Below are 16,148 nucleotides of genomic sequence, written 5' to 3'. Positions count from 1 at the left end.
GGTCGGTCAGATGGCCGCTTGGATCGAGTGTCGGTCTCGTAGGTAGCGCGCCCCCGCACCAAACAAATCAACGATATCAAAATGTTGGAGCCCGACTTAAACCGTCGGGTTTTTGCTTTTGAAATTCTTGTCAACACCTGGTCAACATTTGCAGAGGCCCCCATCGAAGGCCCTGCGGATGGGCGAGTGCTTCCATTTTCCCGATCAATGGAAATCCCGACTCGGAAACAGCTTCCGTGCCTGTTCGCGGGGATGGCGCGCTGTTGGTCTCCTGCTGCCGCCAGTCGGGCGCTTTCCCGGTCTCGACCCATGTCTCGCCTAGGATGGTGTTGCGGAACGCCTTGATCGCCTCGTCCGACCCCTGAGCTGCGTCCCATGCCCGAACGATCCGCTCCCAGCTCAGCCAGCCGATCGGCGAATAGAGCGCCGAGAGGTGATACCCGACCGTGGTCGGATCGGCGGCCGTGGCGGTCGCCCGCCACTCGCCGCCTTCCAGCATCGCCGTCTTGTGGTGTTCCGTGATTGCCGCGTCGCAGCCCTCGCAGTGATATTCCGCCGTTTCCGGCTTACCCTTCTGCCAGCGCAGCCGGTCGAACTTCAGCCATTGCATCGCGCCGCAATGCGGGCACGGCACGAAGTACCGGCGCTGGTCGCTCACCTCGTATTCCCGTTCGATCCGGCTCAGCCCCCGGATGGTGGGCGTCGACACCAGCAGCACCTTGCGCCGATGGGCGAAGGTCAGCGACCGTGCCTCGGCCAACGTGACCGGATCGCCTTCCTCGTCGGCCGAGGCGGGATAGGCATCGACCTCGTCGAGGAAGATGTACCGCGCCGGGGTGGACCGCAGCCCGACCGCCGAATTGGCCCCGGTCATGATCAGGATGCCACCCGCGAACTCCTTCGACAGCATCGTATTGCCCGCATCTCGCGACCGGGCCGGTTTGACCCGCTCCCGCAGCTCGGGGCTCTCGTCGATCAGCGGGTCGATCCGCTGGCGTGAGTTGCGCTTGGCAAGTTCCACCGTCGGCTGGACCGCAAGCATCGGGCCCGGTGCCTGGTGGATCGCAAAGCCGATCCAGTTGTTGCCCGCCTCGGTCGCCCCGACCTGCGCGGCCTTCATGAACACGATCCGCTGCATCGTGTCGCCGGCCGACAGCCGGTCCATGATCTCGCGCATGTAGGGCGTGCGCACCGTCCGGTGCCCGAGCACGATCACCGGCGCTTCGGTCAGCCCGAGCTGCGTCGCGGCCAGCACCCGGCCATGGCCCGCTATCAGTTCGCCGTCATCGCCGACGAGGCAGGGCACGGTCCAGCCGAACTCGGCCATGCTGGCGGCGATTTTTGCGACCTGGTCGGGCCCGTGCACCTTCGCGTTCTTCGCGTAGGGTTGGAGGCGCGCAAGCGGCCACATCTCGATCCGCTCGGGGGCGAAGGCGAGGTTCATGCAGGTTCCTGTCGATGATAGGTCGGCATCCGCTGGGCTGGACTCCGGCGCGATGGGGTCCGCCGGCTTCCGGCTGGACTCCGGCATCCGCGGGGTATCCACCCCGCGCGGCCGGTCAGATGCTTGAATTCACGAGGGTTTCTTGGCGCCGCGGCTGGACGCTGGACTCCGGTGGCTTCCCAAAAATCTGGCCCTGTCGCTGGCGAAATGCCGAGCCAAGCCCGCCAGCATACGTGCGGGCCCGGAAAGGAACCGGAAAACAACGGCTTGGCAGCCTGGACCCCGGCTGGACCCCGGAAGCCAGCCCCGGTGTCCACCTCGGGATGAGCGTCGGTTCGCCCGAGCGCACAACTCCGAGTCTAGTGATTTGATAGCGTGGCTGGGCTTCGGCGTCTCGCCTTCCGGTGTCTCGCGGGAAAATGTCTCGCGGGTTCGTTGTGACTTGACAGCGCGATCTTGAAGCCCGTTGCCGCGCCCCCATCTTTCCGGTAGTATTTCCGGAAATGGAGGGCAGCATGGCCAGCACCGATCCTTCCCCCGTCACCCAGTGGCGCAAGCGCCGTCAGCGGCAGGGCTTCGTGCGCGTGGAAGTGCAGGTCCGCAAGGAGGATGCCGCCCTCGTCCGGGACGTCGCCACCGCTCTCGGCGATCCCGAACGCGAGAGCGAGACGCGCGCCATCCTGCGCGAGAGGATCGCCACGCCCCGCAGCGGCGGTCTCAAGGCGTTGCTCGCCTCGGCGCCGCTCGAAGGGATCGATCTCGACCGTCCCCGCGATTTCGGGCGCGACGTCTCCCTGTGAGCTTCCTGATCGACACGAACATCATCTCTGAAGTGCGCAAGGGCGACCGCTGCGACCCGGCCGTGGCGGCCTGGTGGTCGGGCGTCGCCGAGGACGACCTGTGGCTCAGCGCGCTGGTGCTGGGCGAGATCCGCAAGGGCGTGGAACTGGCGCGCCGCCGCGATCCCACGAAGGCCGCCGCGCTCGAGGCGTGGCTCGGGGACGTGATTGCGGGCTTCGGTGACCGGGTTCTGCCCGTCGACACGGCCGTGGCGGAGGAATGGGGCCGAATGAACGCGGTCCGTCCGGTGCCGGTCGTCGACGCGCTGCTGGCGGCGACGGCCAAGACCAACGGCCTGACGCTCGTCACGCGCAACGGGGCGGACGTGGCCGGGCTGGACGTGGAGGTGCTGAACCCGTTCGAGGCGACGTAAGGCGCGCTCATCCCGCACGCCCGACCACGAAATCCATCGACCGCTTCTTCGGCACCTGCCTCCCATTCAGCCGCCAGACGATCACGGCGATCCCGTATTGCCAGCGCCGGTTCGCGGTGGCACGGCTGATGCCGAGTTCCCAGCAGATCGGTTTCCACGGCTTCCGGTTCGCCCGGAGCCAGAGCAGGCGCGCGTCGGCGGGGTCGAGCCAGCGCAGCCAGAGCAGAGCATCCTCGGCCTGCGTGATCTGCCGCGGGCTCGGCCGCGGCCGACGCATCCGGGGCTCCTGGCCGACCTGATCCGCGAAGCTGTGGAAATACTCGGGCCAGGCGTTGAAGTAACCCTGCGGCTTCACCTCGGGCAGCGAGCGGAACACGTCGGCCGCGCTCTCGAGCCGGTCCTCGACCATGGTGGGGGTCCACTCAGCCATTCGCAGCCTCCCGGTCGCCCGCCCGAGGTCCATACAGCTTCTCGCCGAGCTGACGCACCAGCTCGCGCTCCGGCCAGGTCAGGCGGTTGTCGTTGACGGAGACGGCCAGCACACCCTCGTCATGCCAGCCATCCCGCTTTACCTGGTCGGGATCCCGGCGCGCGCCGCCGTAGCCTTTCGGGTACCACCTCATCCCAGGCCCCCGTTCGTCTCGATCGCCCAGAGCAGGATGGCGATGGCGTCGGCCTCGTTGTCGTCGGCGGGGCTGAAACCGCGGGCGCGGGCCGCGGCAATCATCGCCTCCTTGGGAGCGTTGCCCTTGCCGGTGGCGTGGCGCTTGATGGTGCCCACCGGCACGCCCTGGTAGGGGATGCCCCGCAATTCAGCGTATGCGGTCAGCGTTGCGAGGAGACCTCCAAACACATGCGCCGCGTCGGTCCCGGCGTGGCGGCGAACTTCCTCGAACCAGATCGCGGCGATGGGCCCGGACAGCCGATCGAGTTCGGTCAGCCAGTTGGTGAACCGCAGGTAGCGCATACCGCCACCGTCGAAGCGTCCGGGCCGAAAGCTGACCGTGCCGCTGGTGGTCAGTCCGTCGTGGCTGCGGAGCGCCCAGCCGGTCGTGGTGCCGAGGTCGAGGGCGAGGATGCAGGACCGGGAGATCGCGCCCGGCTCGGGGCGGACGTCCTGCGCGGGGATCGGTGTGTTCATCATGAAGGCTCACAAGCTGTGGGCCTTCGGCTTCGGTCACCGCAAGATGTAGCATTCGGCGGTCCTCGGCCAAAGCGAAAACGACCAGGACCGCGGCGACGTGCGATGATCCGCGCTCTGCACGCGCCGGTCCCAACCTCCGAACGCGTGGCCCCAACCTTCGAGGGGGTTGGGACAGTTCTTTATCGTTCTATAACAATGGCTTGCGCGGATGTGGTCCCAACCTCGGTGTCCCCAACGGGGGTCCTTCTCTTTTCGTATAGAAAAACATGTTCCCGACCTTTTCCGTTCTCCCACATGAATGTGTAGCAAAAGGTTGGGACCACGGGGTGAGGTTGGGGACACCTTTGTTTTTGAACGGCTTTTTGTGTCCCCAACCTCCTCGGGAGGTTGGGCCAGGGTTGGGGCCACCGGGGAGGTTGGGACAAGACTCTGTTCCGAGGGGAGGCTGAAGCCGAAACGCTCAAGGGTTAGCAAAGGGCGGAAAGCGACCAGACTGCACCGCGGCAGAGCGACCGCAGAAATGCCTGGTATGCGGCCAACCGTCGGTCGCGCTGGAGTCGTGCTCCATGTGTCATTGCGGGGCCGGTAAAGGAACAATAGCAATGGGCCAAGTATGTCGCCGTGCGAAGCCGTTGACGGAGTGAACCGTGTCAAAGAAAAAATTGAGTACTGCCCTACACAACCTGTCCGAAAGCGCCTTCGATTTCCTTGAACGGTCGGTGGAGGAGATCAAGGCTCATCCGAAGTACTCTGTGATCCACTTCGCCACGGCGGTTGAACTAATCCTGAAGGCTCGACTGATGCGGGAACACTGGACACTCGTAGTCGAACGAACTTCGGACGTATCGGTTGAAGACTTCCTGTCGGGGAAGGCGAAGACTGTCACACAAGGCGATGCGATCAAAAGGCTGAAGAACGCCTGCGGTGAGAACATTCCGCAGGATGCAGTGACGCAGTTTGCCCAGATCGCCGCACACCGGAATCGTATGATCCATTTTTTCCACGAGGCCGCAAAAAGACAGGCCGACGACAAGATGACGGAGGAGATCGTCAAGGAGTTGTGCCTGTGTTGGTTTCACCTCGAACGCCTGCTCTCCGATTGGGATGATCAATTTGATCAATTCGAAGAAGAAATCTCGACCGTAACTTGGCGAATGAACCAACTTCGCGCCTATTTGCAGGTGGCGTTCGACCGGCTGAAACCGGAAATTGACGCGGAAAAGAAGGCAGGCACGGTATTCAAGACCTGTTCCGGCTGTGGGTTCGAAGCGGCAGCCGTAGCCGAAGTTTCAGAGGTTTTCTTTGAACAAAGATGCAAGGTCTGCGGCTTGGGTGAGTCGTATATCGAGATACCTTGCCCGGGTGAATGCGGTGCAACACTGCACATCGACGGGCACAACGTCTCCGGGATGACCTGCGAGGAATGTGGATACGAGGTGACGCGCGAAGACCTGTCAGAAGCCTTGGACACGGAATTCTCCGATCCGTCAGACTTTGAGCCCCAGATCAATTGCGCCCAATGTTCCAGTCTTGGCAGCGTAGTGCAGCACGGCGAGACCTTTGTATGTACTGAATGCCTTTATTCAGAAGATTCAGCGCCCCAATGCGACTGGTGCAACGAACGGCAGATAGGAGGCGGCGATTTGGAATACAGCTATCATACCGGCTGCGAGTTCTGCGAAGGTCACGCTGGTTGGACGAAGGATGACTGATCAAGGCCAACTAGAAGCTCCGGTTCAATGATCATCCTGCCCCTCTCCTATACCGCCACTCGCGCGGCGCCTCGCGCCCGCCCTCGTCTCGCCGTCGGTACCGCTCCCAGCCGTTGGCCTTGAGGTAGGCCGAGACGCGCATCTGGTCTCCGCGGGTCCATCGGGCCGGTTCGAGGCCGATGGCCTCCTCCAGGATCTCGCCGACCGACACGTCCCGCAGCGGCTCCGGCCGCAGCACGCTCTCGGTGCGGGAATTGCCGTAGTCTGGGAAGCCGTCGGAGACGGTGCGGATCTCGTGCGTCAGCCAGTGTTCGATCAGGTCGTCCCAGGCGTCGGACTGGTAGCGGCGGTCCTGTTCCTCGCGGGCTTCGGCCAGCAGCGCCGGGTCGTCGATCCACCAGATCGCGCCGGCCCGGAAGCGATGGACGGCCTCGGCCCAGATCTGGTCCCGGTCGCGGGCGAGCGCCGCGATGTCTATGGCGCCGCAGCGGAGGGGCCAGAACCGGCGGTTCCCGGTCTCGTCGCGCAGATAGGTGTCGGGGTTCACGGTGCCGGCGAAGACGCACTGGCGCGGAACCTCGACCGTGTATCGGCCATAGGGCGGGCGGAAGCGGTCAGTGGTGCGGGTCAGGAACGCCTTGATGCGCGAGACCTCGGCGCGGCCGATGGCGTCGAGCTCGGCGATCTCCACAATCCAGACGCCCTGCATGTGCAGTGCGGCGTCCTTCGACCCAAGCTCGGGCAGCTCGTCGGTGAACCAGTCCTCGCCCGCCATCACCTTGATCGCGGTGGATTTGCGCGCGCCCTGCGGCCCTTCAAGGATCAGCATGTGGTCGGCCTTCACCCCGGGGCGGTAGATCCGGGCGACGGCAGAGATCAGCCAGAGCGCTCCGACGGTGTGATGGAAGGCGGTCGGCGCAGCACCGAGATAGGTGCTGGTCCAGGTCTCGATCCGGGGCGTGCCGTCCCATTTCAGGGTGTCGAGCCAGTCGCGGACGGGATGGATGCGCAGCTCGCGGGCGACGGCGCCGACGGCACGGCTCACGACCACCGGCGCCACGTTGATCCCGCGCAGCTGCAGCCATTCGGCGGTGCGGATGTCGTCGGCGTCCTCCCACGGGCGCGGCAGGGTCGCGGCGGCGCAATCCCACGGCAGCGGCTGGCGCACGACAATCTCCTGCCCGAACTCGTCGAAGGCCAGCACGCCGGCAAAGGCCGGGTCGGAGGTCAGCGCGACGATGACGTTGGCCTCGTTGCGCTCGGGCGCGCCCGCGAGATCGAGCCGAAGGCGCCTGAACCAGGCAGGCTTCGGGATCGGCGCGTTTGGATCGCCGGTGGCGTTGATCCTGCGGCGGAGCTCGGCCAGCTGCTGGGTCAGGACGGACATGCCGATCCCGGTCGCGGACTTGATCCGCGCGACGACCTGCCGTTCGGGCAGCGGGTCGAGTTTCGCCAGCGCGATGCGCCCGAGCAGCGTGGACAGGGCTTCGAACTCGGGCGGGTTGGTCAGCGCCTCGGCCGCGGCAATCAGCGTTGCGGGATCGTCGGCAGAGGTGACGACGGGCGTGGCCGTCTCGGCGTCGACCGGATCTTCGGTCTGCGGCTCGGCTGCGGCATCTGTCCCGCGCGCGTAATCCTCGGCGCGGGCCCCGCGCAGCAGATCGTCGTTGAAGTCGTCGCCATGGAGTGGCGCGACGATTTCGTTCGGGATGTCGGCCCGGTTCAGGCGGTCCGAGAGCGTCGCAGCCGCCTGGCAGCCCGCGTCTCCGGCATCGGCATAGATGGTGACGCGCCGGGTGCCCTCGGGCCACTGGAACCGCGCCAGACCGTCGGCCGACAGCGCTGCCCAGACCGGTGTGCCGAAGAGCGCGTGGGCGGCGAGCGCCGTCTCGATCCCCTCGGCGATGCCGATGTGCCCATCCTCCGGCATAGGAAACAGACGAACGACCGCATCCTTCACGCTGCCGAGCATCTTCTTGCCCGGAGGCGCCTTGGCGCTGCCGTCGTCGAGCAGGAAGGTGCGGTGGATGCCCGGCGCGCGCTCCCCGCCCGGCAGCCGCAGGATCGCGATCAGGCCGGGCCAGCCGCGGCAGCTGTCGAAGTCCGGAAGATCGGGATGGAACAGCAGGTCGGGCGATCCGGGATCCGAGACCCCGCGGGCGCGCAGATAGGTCTCGCCAGGCGTACCCGCGATCGGCACGGCCCCGCCGACCAGCCGCGCGATCTCGGCGGTATGGTCGGGGCGCGCGCGCATGGGCGACGCCGGCGCGGGCCGCGGCGCCGGCAGGTCCATCCCCGCAAGCCGCGCCGCCTCGTCGAAGAGCGCGCCGTCGCAGAGCCCTGTCGCCTGCGCGATCAGGTCGATGGGACCGGCCCGCTCGCCGGTGGCGTAGTCGAAGCCCCAGCCTGCATAGGGCCCGTCGAGATGGATGGTGCAGGAGCCCTCCTTGCGCGGCGGGCGCCCGGAGAGGTCTGCGCAGCGCAAGGATCGACGGTCACGCGCGAGCCGGGCCTCGGGGAAGAGCCCCGGCAGCCAGTCGGCGGCCGTGTAGGCGAGCCGCTCCTTCACCGCCGCCAGATCGTGCCGGGTCTTCGGAACCGCGATGTCGTTGAGATCGATCATCGCACCCCTCAGGCCAGAAGGACGAGCCCGCGCTCGGCCCGGGTGATCGCGGTGTAGAGCCAGCGGCGCCGGTCGATCTCGGTGCGACCCAGCCCGTCGTCCCAGACGATCACATTCTCCCACTGCGAGCCCTGCGCCTTGTGGGCCGTGATCGCCCAGCCGAAGGTCGCCTCGGTCAGGAGGCGCTTCTCCTTGTAGTCGCGGTCGTGACGCTTGTCGTCGTAGGCGACATGGTCCTCGAAATGCCCCTTGTAGATGCGCAGCCGGCCCGGGCGCCCGTCCTCATAGGGCTCGCCGATGCGGCGCCCGTCCTCGTCATGGACGACGGCGGAGAAGTAGAGGCTCCCCTCGTCGACGATGTCCTCGAGCGTCACGAACATGCCGTTGATCAGCCCCAGATCGTTCTGGTTCTTCAGGCAGATGATCTTCTCGGCCGGCCCCGTGGGCAGCCAGGTCCCGCCGAGACCGGCCGCCGCGCGCATGGCGTTGTTGATCTGCAGCCGCGTTGCGTTCAGCCCGCAGATCAGCTGGCCGCCGCGGAGCGCCTGTTCCGGCGTTATATCGCCCTTGCGGAGCTTCGCGACATGGTCGTCGTAGACGCCGAAGCCGATGGGCCGGCCTTCGCGCGCCATGGTGGCGAGGCGGATGATCGCGCTCTCGGCCGCCTGGCGGTGGATCTCGGTCAGCATCACGTCCGGCTCGTCGCGAGTGAAGGCGCCTTCGCCCCGGATCGGCGGCAGCTGGCCGGGATCGCCGAGCACGAGGATCGGCTTGCCGAAGCTCATCAGGTCGCGCGCCATCTCCTCGCCGACCATCGACACCTCGTCGAGCACGATGAGCCGGGCGTCCGCGGCGTCGCTCTGCGGGTTCAGGGCGAAGCGCGGGTGCTTCATCGCCGAGAGGCCCCGGCGCATCGCCTCGATCGCGGCATCGGCCGTGGTGCGCGCGAACCCGGTGAGGCGAAGCGCGTCGCGTTCGGCCAGCGCGATCTTCCTCGCGGCTTCCTCGATTTCCTCCTCGGTCGCCTCGATCACCGAGTAGATCAGGCTGTGGATGGTGCGCGCCGGCGTGCCCTTGCGGGTCAGCACCAGCGCGGCCTTGCCGGTGAAGGTGGCGGTGACGACGCCCGGCACGCACCGGCCGTCCTTCGCGCTGCGGTGGGGCGAGAGCCCGAGTTCGTCGAGCGCGAACTTCAGCACGGTGGTCTTGCCGGACCCGGCATAGCCGAACAGGCGAAATACCTGCTGTTGCTCGGTGCGGGTCTCGAACCACTCCTTGATCTCGCGGATCGCGGTGGCCTGCGTGGCGGATGGGGTGAACTCGGTCATGAATGGGGTGCCTCCACTGCGTAATCCTTGACGATCCCGCCGCGGGTCGGATCGCCCACCTCGCACGGACGGACGAAGACCCGGCGCCCGTCGGCCAGCTGCCGCCAGTGACCGCGTCGGATGTGCCAGCGTGGGCTGGCGTGACTGCCGCCCTGAGGCGGCGTCGCCGCGCGCAGGCGCTCCGGATCGATGGCGACCTGGCGCCAGACCCATCCGCGCACGCCCTCGCGGGACAGGCGGGACCGTTTTGCAGGCGACACCTTGCGGTCGCGGATTTCAGGTGAGGCGCCGAGGATGGTCAGCGCGCGCCAGACGATGCCGGCGGCGACTTCGCCGTGACCGCGGACCGTCTCGTCGCTCCGCTCGGCCGGGTTGCCCTCGATCTCCGCCTTGCCGTCCGGATGCATCCAGACCCGCACCAGGCAATCCGTCCAGCCGCGCGGCGCCCGCTTGCGCATGAGGAACGTGGCCTCGACGATGTCGCCGTCGGCGCGTGCGCAGACGATCAGGCCCGAGGGAGAGGCGCGCTGCTCGCGCACCTCGAAGATCACGGACGGATGCGGCAGCCGGAGCGGACCGGTAAAGACCCGGGTCATCGCGCGGTCGACGATATCGCCATCGAAGGCGGCCTGATCGTCGAAGAAATAGATCGGCGCGAACTCCGCCGCTCCGAGCAGGTCGGAGCACCAGAACCGCTCGCGATGCGCGCGCACGATCCGCTTGAGCTCATAGGCGTCAGGGATCATCGCCGCTCACCCCAGCACCGTTTCGCCCACGCACAGGGGGCGTGCCATTTGCCCGCCGCCATGCCGCCGCGGCAGAGGACCGCCGTGGGCTCAGCCGCGGCGCGCGGCAGCCATTCCCCCGCCTCGGAGGCTCGCACCACGGCAACGGCGCGATCCGACATCTCCTGCGCGAGATGCGCATCGAAGGGCACGAGCTCGGCATGCAGCTCCATCGTGTCGCGATTGAGCGCTGTGAAGAGCGCCGGGGCCGGCAGGTCCATGTAGGCCTGATAGAGCGCGATCTGGGCGGCATAGACCGGCCGCGCCAGGCTGACGCCGCGCTTGACCACGTCCTTCCAGCTGGCAGCGCCGAGCGCCTTGTTCTCCCAGAGCGCGGGATAGACCATCGCGACGGGGCCCGAGACGAGGCAGCCGTCGATATGGCCCTTGAACCGGCCGCCGAGGGCCTCAAACCCGAACTGGCGGCCGTCCGGACGCTCGGTGCGCAGGTCGAACCCGGCGATGCGGAACCAGCCCGCGACGATGTCCTCGGCCCGATGGCCCGCCTCGAAGATGCGCAGCGTGCGCGGCGCGAACTCCTGGCCTTCGTCCTTGGGCACCGCGAGGAAGTCGTACTGGATCTGGCGCAGGCAGTCGCGGCCGAGACCCGAGGAGCTTACATAGGTGCGCGGGCGTTCGGCGCGGTGGCGCGCGGACAGCGCCGTGTCGATGGCGGCAGACACGGCTTCGGCGATGGGAGGACGTGGCGCGCCGGCGCCGTAGAGGAAACCCGAGCCATGGTTGAGGTCGATCATCGCTCGCGCTCCCAGAACCCGCCGGCCTGCGCGATGCAGGTCAGCTTGTGGAACTGCGCGTCCGTCAGCCGGGCGTTCTCGCCGAACCGCGCGAGCTTCTCGTGGAGGCTGTCGCAGAACTCGATCTCGAAGTCGGTGACGGCGTTTTCGGTGGCGGCCTCGAGCAGGTGCTTCCAGCTGCAGGACGCGGTGTCGTCGTTCAGGTCGATCATGACCGTGCCCTCCGACGCTTGCCGACGGCGACGGGATGACGATCTCCGGCCCTCCCACGGCAGTATTCGAGGAAACCAGGCGCGTTCAGGTTTTCGCGCTGCGTCCCCCACGCGAGGTTGTCGGCGCGATTGTTCGCGGCGTTCTCGTCGAGATGCATGACGACGGCGCGGTCGAATGGCGCGGGTCCGTGGAACGCCTCTGCGACGAGCCTCGCGACCTTGTAGGTCGTTCCGCGCACCACGATGATGAAGCGGGCATCCTGCTTGTTCCACACGCCGAACGTCGGCGTGCCCCCGTAGGATCGTTCGCCGCCCTTGGGCATCGGACCGCGATAGGGCGCGAGCATCACGCGCCCCTCGCTGCTCACTAGCAAGTCGGGGGCGCTCGGGACGGTTCTCCAGATTTCACCGTTGGTCATTTCGCTCTCCGACTAGAATGGCAGAGGGTCATCCAGGACCGTGCCGGTGCGCTCCTTGCGCGCGGCCTGGTCCTGCATGCTGTCGATGTAGCCGGTGACGGCCGCCTCGATCAGGCGGTCGATGTCTTGGGCGCTGCGATGGAAGAAGGGCTCCATGAGCCCCAGATCGGTGAGCGCTTCGGCGAAGAGCGTCCGCGCATCGCGGATCGCCTGCGCCTCGCGCGCGGTCTTGTCGATCATGCCGTTGTTCCTTTGGGCGATGGCGCTGCCCACGTCCTGACAGCGGCGCGAGCAGAAGCGGTGGTAGGGGTGGCGATCCCAGCGGAGGCCGTGGCAGTAGCCGAAGCCGCGCGCCTCGCGGGCGCAGACGGCGCAGAGCGCTACCCGAGCAAGAAGGTCGCGATCGGGTCCTCGGGCGGCCAGCCCGCCCTCCGGAGCTTTTCGGACTGGAGCACGATCCAGCGCGAGATCGCGTTGCTGGCCATGGCTTCGAGGTCTCCGAGGCCGAGGCTTGCGATGGGGGCGTGCAGTCTTCCTCGGGCCTCGAGCCATCGTCCGATCTCCAGCGCCGCCTCGCGCGTCACATGCGCCTGCCATTCATCCGGGGTCATCGGCCCGGCAGGATCGCGCCGGGCCTCGGGCAGCGGCGAAGGCCGACCGGACCTCCGCCGCCGCGCTGCCGACCGCGCCTCACCCATTGAGCCAGGCGGGCATGCCGGTCGCCGGCGCTCCGCTCGGCGCGGTGGGCGGGGACGCCGGGGGCTGCTGGGCGGGCGGTTGCTGCGGAGCCGGCGCCTGCGAGCCCCAGGCCGGAGCCGCCGCCGGGGCTTGCGGCTGCGCGCCCCATGCCGGCGTGGGCGCCTGCCAGCCCGGCGCCGGCGCGCTCGCGGCTTTCCGCGGCGGCGCGTTGACGGGCTCCGGGGGAACGGCTTCGCCGCGCATGATGGCGGCATGCTGCGGCTCGTCGGGCAGAACGACGTTGGCGATGCGGTTCTGGTCGCGGTATTGCGGGTTCGAGGCGGGCTCCACCATGATCCGCGCGGCGAAGACGATGCCGTCGAGATGCTTGAGCCCGGGCAGCACCCGCTTGGCCTTGGCGTCGGGGCTTTCGTCCCTGGGATCGAGCCCGAGAGCGCTGTCGACCATCGCCCGAAAGGTGGATTTCGAGATCTTCCAGCCGATCGACTGGCCCTTCTCGTCGACCTTGCCGCCCGCCACGGTGAAGCTCTGCCAGAACTTCCGCCGGGCATGCGGCCCCTCGAGGATGGTGAACTCGCAGTCCAGCATCTTCGCGTCGCTCGACTGCGAGGCTTTCAGGAGCTTCGCGTCCATCGGCGTGGCGCCGTCCACGCCGCCGGGGCGCACGGTCAGGCGGACCTTGGCGAAGGTGCCGTCGGGGATCAGCTCGCCGATGGGGGCCATCTGCGGCTGGGCATCATTGAGATCGTAGCTCATGGATCTGTCCTTTGCGTCTGGATCAGGAGGGATTTGCGGAGTGGGCGGGTGCGCGGCCGTCGATCTTCGCGATTAGCGCGCCGAGATCGGGCGGCTCGGTCACATCGAGGCGGCCGGAGCGGTCCTTGGCGGGAAGGCCCCAGGGGTTGCCGGAGCGGCAGACGAGGCGGCGCTCGGCGGAGGTCTCGTCGAGGGTCCAGTCGCCCTTGGCGTCGCGGCCGAAGAGCTGCATGGAGACGACCTGATCGACGATGCCCGGCAATTCGCGCCCGGCCTTCGTGCCCTCCATCTGCGGCTGCCATGTCGTCGCGCCGAATTCGTCGGTCACCTTCTCGAGCACGCCGACGAAGATCACCGTCTTGCCGCGGGCGTGCTGGAGGTGCTTCAGCGCCTGGATCACCTCGCGACCCAGGAGCCCGTAGGCGCCACGGACATCCGGTTTGCCGGTCCGCTCGGAGAAGGCCTCGGGTTGCTGGCGGGCATAGGCCATGGCCTGCCGCGTCAGGTCGGTGATCGAGTCGACGAAGACGATCCGCTTCCGGGCGAGGAAGTCCTCGATGCCGGTGCCGAGATACTGCTGCTGCAGCCAGGCGTGATACTCGGCGCCGTACCAGGACTTCGGATGCTGGGCCGGATCGTGGCCGCCGATCAGCACGGCGAGGTCGCGGAAATCGGTGAAGCTGCGCACCGGGATCGAGTCCCCGCGCCAGTCCTGCACCGATTTCATACCGGCCTCGAGATCGAGACAGACTGTGTCCTCGGCGGGCAGCGATTTCAGGAGCGTTGTCTTGCCGACGCCGGGCGGACCGAAGATGGCGAGGGACGTCTTGTTCTCGGCGGCCGAGAGCCGTTCGTCGGCGGTGATGATGCGGAAGGCCATGGGGTTCTCCGGGGTGTGAATTCAGGGGGCGCGGCGGCGGGGGTGACCGGGTGCCGAAGGGGAACCTGCCCGGCGTTGCCGACCGGGCGTCCCGCCGCCGCGCGTCACCGGTCTCGAGCCTCGAGCCGGAAGACGGGTTTGCCGGTGGTCTCGCTGCGCGCGTCCGCGAAGCCCTCGCGCATCGCCGCGGGCCAGGCGCCGAAGCGCCGCTCGGGCACGCGGTAGGCGACCTCGAGATACTCGGTCGGGTCGTCGCCCGCGGCGCGGATGCGTTCGGCCATGGCCGCGAGCCGGACCTGATCCCACGTGACCTTCTTGGGCAGGTCCGCGACGACCACGACGCCCTCATCATCGACCCGCACGGTGCCGCTGGTCTTGCCCTGAGCGGCCCGCTCGGCCGCGACGGCGGCCTCGTAGCGCTGCGCGATGCCGGCCTCGAGCCGGTCCCGCAGCCGCTTCACGCGGGCGGTCTCGGCGAGCGCCGTCGTCTGCAGATCCAGCAGCATCTCGGGCGGCAACGCCGCGATGTCGCCGATGGCGAGACCTTCGAGATCGTCGAAGCGGGGGGCATTGTTGGGGTGCGGCATGGCGGGGTCTCCGTTTGAAGGGAATGGCAGGGCCATCACGCGGCGCGCTCTTCGAGGAGCAGCGCCGAGAGCGAGGCGTTGGCGGCTCTGGGTCTGGGTCGCGCGACGGCGATGTAGGCGAAGCGATCGGGGCCCACGCGCTCCTGCACGAGGTGGACGAGGCCCTTCTCGAAGGCGCCCAGCGCGGCCTGACCGAGGTCGGCGAGCTGACGGCGCTCGGCCTCGGGCAAGGTCGAGATCACCGGCGTGACATCGATCCCGAGAAAACCGCGGTGGTACTCGATCCGGGCGCCGGCCTCGGCCTGCGCGATCCAGGCGTAGAGCTCGACATCGGTGAGCTTCGGCGTCGCCACGCGGGCGCCGATCGGGGTTGCGGCGACCATCAGCACAGCCGCGCAGTCCGCTGGTGCGTGGCACCATGACCGGTGTCCCGCACCGGGTCCGCGGTCAGACGGCGGGGCGTGTGACCGACGCGCGCGACGGCCTCGCTGATTTTCAGGGCACGCTGCAGCTGGCTCTGCTCGAAGGCTTCGATATCGGCGAGCCGGTAGAGCACGCGTCCGCCGAGCTTGAGGAAGGCCGGCCCCTGGCCGTTGTAGCGCCAGCGTTCCAGCGTCCGGTGGGAGATCCCCCAGCGCCGGGCCAGCTCCTTCTGGTTCAGGCAATGCCTCTGCAGCATCGGTGTCTCCTCTCGTGTCGTCGTTGAGGAGACAGTGCGCAATTGCGGTGTGGGATGTCGTGGGGACTAGCGGGGGATACGGAGGGGGATCAGTCGGCCCTTGCAGGACTGACTCTTGGCCGTTGGCGGGGCGCCGTCATCCCCCACCATCCCTCACCCATCCCCCTCCCGATCCCACAGGGACCGGGCGGACGGGGATCGCTCAGTCGAGATTCAGACGGTATCCGCCGCGCCGGTCGGAGCGGATCAGATGCCGCCAGTCCTTTTGCGACTTGAAGACGTCGGCCATGCGCAGGCTCTTCGAGCCGGCGCGCGACAGGATCGCCTTGCCATTCTGCCAGGGCGCGCCGGCCTGCGCCGCCTCGTGCAGTGCGCGCACCACCTCCGCCTGGATCGGGCCCAGCTTGAACCGGCAGCCGTTGCAGCGAACCTCGAGATAGTCGGCCGAGTAAATGAAGGTGGCCTCCTCCATCGGCTGTCCGCCGGGCGAGAACCCGGTCTCGACTTCGAAACGGTCGCGTTCATCGCGCCTTAGCAGCAGGTCGCCGATCATCACCAGTACGGGTTGCGCATCGCCCCAGGTCTCCGCGTAGTCAGCTTTCGACGTCCGAAAGCTTTCAAGATGGACTTCACCACACCGGAAGAGCTGGAACACATCACGGGCATGGAGATCGAGCAGGCCGCTGTAGTAGTTCTGTTCCCACGGCACCCGGCAGGGCTCGCCGTCCGCACCTTCCTCGTAGTCGCCGAACTCCATAGGCACGCCGAACACGCGCACCGACAGCCGGAGCTTGTCGTTTTCCGCGAGGTAGATCAGGTCGGCCTCGGTGATCTGCCACCGCTCGAGGATCTCGGGGAGCGTGAAGTACGATTTATCGATGTGCATTCGCTGCCCTCCGCCCCGATTCCCGT

21 protein-coding genes are annotated in these 16,148 nt (G+C 67.7%); 3 read left to right on the top strand and 18 right to left on the bottom strand.

Translation table 11 applies throughout. The annotated features are described in order from the left end of the window. Positions 1-130: 130 nt before the first annotated feature. Entirely contained in the window at positions 131-1,444 is a 1,314-nt protein-coding gene (locus HGN31_RS15265; protein WP_244961060.1) for a terminase gpA endonuclease subunit, read from the bottom strand. A 515-nt stretch (positions 1,445-1,959) separates the two neighbouring features. Here HGN31_RS15265 and HGN31_RS15255 point away from each other — a divergent pair. Beyond that, entirely contained in the window at positions 1,960-2,244 is a 285-nt protein-coding gene (locus HGN31_RS15255; RefSeq protein WP_021099076.1) for a hypothetical protein, read from the top strand. After that, positions 2,241-2,657, top strand: coding sequence for a type II toxin-antitoxin system VapC family toxin (locus tag HGN31_RS15250; protein ID WP_021099075.1), 417 nt, complete (start codon positions 2,241-2,243; stop codon positions 2,655-2,657). The genes HGN31_RS15255 and HGN31_RS15250 overlap by 4 nt, the downstream gene beginning before the upstream one ends. A gap of 7 nt (positions 2,658-2,664) precedes the next feature. Here HGN31_RS15250 and HGN31_RS15245 read toward each other — a convergent pair whose 3' ends face one another. The 3 genes from HGN31_RS15245 to HGN31_RS15235 are packed head-to-tail and all read right to left on the bottom strand — an operon-like array spanning position 2,665 to position 3,801. Further along, on the bottom strand, positions 2,665-3,087 hold the full coding sequence (locus HGN31_RS15245; protein WP_168783746.1) for a DUF6362 family protein: 423 nt from the start codon (positions 3,085-3,087) through the stop codon (positions 2,665-2,667). Further along, positions 3,080-3,280, bottom strand: coding sequence for a hypothetical protein (locus HGN31_RS15240; RefSeq protein WP_168783745.1), 201 nt, complete (start codon positions 3,278-3,280; stop codon positions 3,080-3,082). The genes HGN31_RS15245 and HGN31_RS15240 overlap by 8 nt, the downstream gene beginning before the upstream one ends. Then, positions 3,277-3,801, bottom strand: coding sequence for a crossover junction endodeoxyribonuclease RuvC (locus HGN31_RS15235; protein ID WP_425325322.1), 525 nt, complete (start codon positions 3,799-3,801; stop codon positions 3,277-3,279). Before HGN31_RS15235 ends, HGN31_RS15240 begins: the two co-directional genes overlap by 4 nt. Positions 3,802-4,448: 647 nt before the next feature. On the opposite strand from HGN31_RS15235, the gene HGN31_RS15230 reads away from it, so the two are divergent. After that, entirely contained in the window at positions 4,449-5,513 is a 1,065-nt protein-coding gene (locus HGN31_RS15230; RefSeq protein ID WP_168782145.1) for a hypothetical protein, read from the top strand. Positions 5,514-5,544: 31 nt separating this feature from the next. Here HGN31_RS15230 and HGN31_RS15225 read toward each other — a convergent pair whose 3' ends face one another. The 14 genes from HGN31_RS15225 to HGN31_RS15160 all read right to left on the bottom strand — a co-directional run bounded on the left by HGN31_RS15225 (position 5,545) and on the right by HGN31_RS15160 (position 16,122). Next, positions 5,545-8,136: a VapE domain-containing protein gene (locus HGN31_RS15225; protein WP_168783744.1), complete on the bottom strand. Its 2,592-nt coding sequence runs from the start codon at positions 8,134-8,136 to the stop codon at positions 5,545-5,547. Between the two features lie 8 nt (positions 8,137-8,144). After that, positions 8,145-9,464 carry an ATP-dependent DNA helicase gene (locus tag HGN31_RS15220; RefSeq protein WP_168782147.1) on the bottom strand — a complete coding sequence of 440 codons (1,320 nt, stop codon included), beginning with the start codon at positions 9,462-9,464 and terminating at the stop codon, positions 8,145-8,147. Next, positions 9,461-10,210: a hypothetical protein gene (locus HGN31_RS15215; protein ID WP_168782148.1), complete on the bottom strand. Its 750-nt coding sequence runs from the start codon at positions 10,208-10,210 to the stop codon at positions 9,461-9,463. Before HGN31_RS15215 ends, HGN31_RS15220 begins: the two co-directional genes overlap by 4 nt. Beyond that, on the bottom strand, positions 10,207-11,004 hold the full coding sequence (locus HGN31_RS16575; RefSeq protein ID WP_168783743.1) for a hypothetical protein: 798 nt from the start codon (positions 11,002-11,004) through the stop codon (positions 10,207-10,209). Before HGN31_RS16575 ends, HGN31_RS15215 begins: the two co-directional genes overlap by 4 nt. Continuing rightward, on the bottom strand, positions 11,001-11,216 hold the full coding sequence (locus tag HGN31_RS15205) for a hypothetical protein (RefSeq protein ID WP_168782150.1): 216 nt from the start codon (positions 11,214-11,216) through the stop codon (positions 11,001-11,003). The genes HGN31_RS16575 and HGN31_RS15205 overlap by 4 nt, the downstream gene beginning before the upstream one ends. Beyond that, positions 11,213-11,563 carry an HNH endonuclease signature motif containing protein gene (locus HGN31_RS15200; protein ID WP_211096310.1) on the bottom strand — a complete coding sequence of 117 codons (351 nt, stop codon included), beginning with the start codon at positions 11,561-11,563 and terminating at the stop codon, positions 11,213-11,215. The genes HGN31_RS15205 and HGN31_RS15200 overlap by 4 nt, the downstream gene beginning before the upstream one ends. An 84-nt stretch (positions 11,564-11,647) precedes the next feature. Further along, on the bottom strand, positions 11,648-11,875 hold the full coding sequence (locus HGN31_RS16350; protein ID WP_211096309.1) for a DUF6511 domain-containing protein: 228 nt from the start codon (positions 11,873-11,875) through the stop codon (positions 11,648-11,650). 140 nt (positions 11,876-12,015) lie between these two features. Then, complete coding sequence (locus tag HGN31_RS15190) at positions 12,016-12,246, bottom strand: hypothetical protein (protein ID WP_168783742.1); 231 nt, start codon at positions 12,244-12,246, stop codon at positions 12,016-12,018. Positions 12,247-12,325: 79 nt separating this feature from the next. Next, positions 12,326-13,090, bottom strand: a complete 765-nt coding sequence (locus tag HGN31_RS15185) for a hypothetical protein (RefSeq protein ID WP_168783741.1) — start codon at positions 13,088-13,090, stop codon at positions 12,326-12,328. 22 nt (positions 13,091-13,112) lie between these two features. Then, positions 13,113-13,970: an ATP-binding protein gene (locus tag HGN31_RS15180; protein WP_168783740.1), complete on the bottom strand. Its 858-nt coding sequence runs from the start codon at positions 13,968-13,970 to the stop codon at positions 13,113-13,115. A gap of 104 nt (positions 13,971-14,074) precedes the next feature. Further along, positions 14,075-14,557, bottom strand: coding sequence for a hypothetical protein (locus HGN31_RS15175; protein WP_168783739.1), 483 nt, complete (start codon positions 14,555-14,557; stop codon positions 14,075-14,077). A gap of 35 nt (positions 14,558-14,592) precedes the next feature. Next, positions 14,593-14,940 (bottom strand): hypothetical protein, encoded by a 348-nt coding sequence (locus HGN31_RS15170; protein ID WP_244961059.1) that lies wholly within the window; start codon positions 14,938-14,940, stop codon positions 14,593-14,595. Next, positions 14,940-15,236 (bottom strand): helix-turn-helix transcriptional regulator, encoded by a 297-nt coding sequence (locus tag HGN31_RS15165; RefSeq protein ID WP_168783737.1) that lies wholly within the window; start codon positions 15,234-15,236, stop codon positions 14,940-14,942. The genes HGN31_RS15170 and HGN31_RS15165 overlap by 1 nt, the downstream gene beginning before the upstream one ends. A gap of 202 nt (positions 15,237-15,438) precedes the next feature. Further along, positions 15,439-16,122, bottom strand: a complete 684-nt coding sequence (locus HGN31_RS15160) for a hypothetical protein (RefSeq protein WP_168781932.1) — start codon at positions 16,120-16,122, stop codon at positions 15,439-15,441. Positions 16,123-16,148: the final 26 nt, after the last annotated feature.

This window comes from Paracoccus sanguinis (genome assembly GCF_012689545.1).
GTDB lineage: Bacteria > Pseudomonadota > Alphaproteobacteria > Rhodobacterales > Rhodobacteraceae > Paracoccus > Paracoccus panacisoli.
The sequence above is the reverse complement of the archived record's forward strand: the minus strand, read 5'-3'. Positions and strand labels throughout refer to the sequence as shown.

What these genes read in the sequence shown, in the direction of transcription:
- HGN31_RS15225 (WP_168783744.1), bottom strand. Translation starts at nt 8,136, where the DNA reads ATGATCGATCTCAACGACATCGCGGTTCCGAAGACCCGGCACGATCTG.
- HGN31_RS15255 (WP_021099076.1), top strand. Translation starts at nt 1,960, where the DNA reads ATGGCCAGCACCGATCCTTCCCCCGTCACCCAGTGGCGCAAGCGCCGT.
- HGN31_RS15265 (WP_244961060.1), bottom strand. Translation starts at nt 1,444, where the DNA reads ATGAACCTCGCCTTCGCCCCCGAGCGGATCGAGATGTGGCCGCTTGCG.
- HGN31_RS15200 (WP_211096310.1), bottom strand. Translation starts at nt 11,563, where the DNA reads ATGCTCGCGCCCTATCGCGGTCCGATGCCCAAGGGCGGCGAACGATCC.
- HGN31_RS15215 (WP_168782148.1), bottom strand. Translation starts at nt 10,210, where the DNA reads ATGATCCCTGACGCCTATGAGCTCAAGCGGATCGTGCGCGCGCATCGC.
- HGN31_RS15190 (WP_168783742.1), bottom strand. Translation starts at nt 12,246, where the DNA reads ATGACCCCGGATGAATGGCAGGCGCATGTGACGCGCGAGGCGGCGCTG.
- HGN31_RS15205 (WP_168782150.1), bottom strand. Translation starts at nt 11,216, where the DNA reads ATGATCGACCTGAACGACGACACCGCGTCCTGCAGCTGGAAGCACCTG.
- HGN31_RS15160 (WP_168781932.1), bottom strand. Translation starts at nt 16,122, where the DNA reads ATGCACATCGATAAATCGTACTTCACGCTCCCCGAGATCCTCGAGCGG.
- HGN31_RS15235 (WP_425325322.1), bottom strand. Translation starts at nt 3,801, where the DNA reads ATGATGAACACACCGATCCCCGCGCAGGACGTCCGCCCCGAGCCGGGC.
- HGN31_RS15180 (WP_168783740.1), bottom strand. Translation starts at nt 13,970, where the DNA reads ATGGCCTTCCGCATCATCACCGCCGACGAACGGCTCTCGGCCGCCGAG.
- HGN31_RS15165 (WP_168783737.1), bottom strand. Translation starts at nt 15,236, where the DNA reads ATGCTGCAGAGGCATTGCCTGAACCAGAAGGAGCTGGCCCGGCGCTGG.
- HGN31_RS16575 (WP_168783743.1), bottom strand. Translation starts at nt 11,004, where the DNA reads ATGATCGACCTCAACCATGGCTCGGGTTTCCTCTACGGCGCCGGCGCG.
- HGN31_RS15240 (WP_168783745.1), bottom strand. Translation starts at nt 3,280, where the DNA reads ATGAGGTGGTACCCGAAAGGCTACGGCGGCGCGCGCCGGGATCCCGAC.
- HGN31_RS16350 (WP_211096309.1), bottom strand. Translation starts at nt 11,875, where the DNA reads ATGATCGACAAGACCGCGCGCGAGGCGCAGGCGATCCGCGATGCGCGG.
- HGN31_RS15185 (WP_168783741.1), bottom strand. Translation starts at nt 13,090, where the DNA reads ATGAGCTACGATCTCAATGATGCCCAGCCGCAGATGGCCCCCATCGGC.
- HGN31_RS15175 (WP_168783739.1), bottom strand. Translation starts at nt 14,557, where the DNA reads ATGCCGCACCCCAACAATGCCCCCCGCTTCGACGATCTCGAAGGTCTC.
- HGN31_RS15245 (WP_168783746.1), bottom strand. Translation starts at nt 3,087, where the DNA reads ATGGCTGAGTGGACCCCCACCATGGTCGAGGACCGGCTCGAGAGCGCG.
- HGN31_RS15170 (WP_244961059.1), bottom strand. Translation starts at nt 14,940, where the DNA reads ATGGTCGCCGCAACCCCGATCGGCGCCCGCGTGGCGACGCCGAAGCTC.
- HGN31_RS15220 (WP_168782147.1), bottom strand. Translation starts at nt 9,464, where the DNA reads ATGACCGAGTTCACCCCATCCGCCACGCAGGCCACCGCGATCCGCGAG.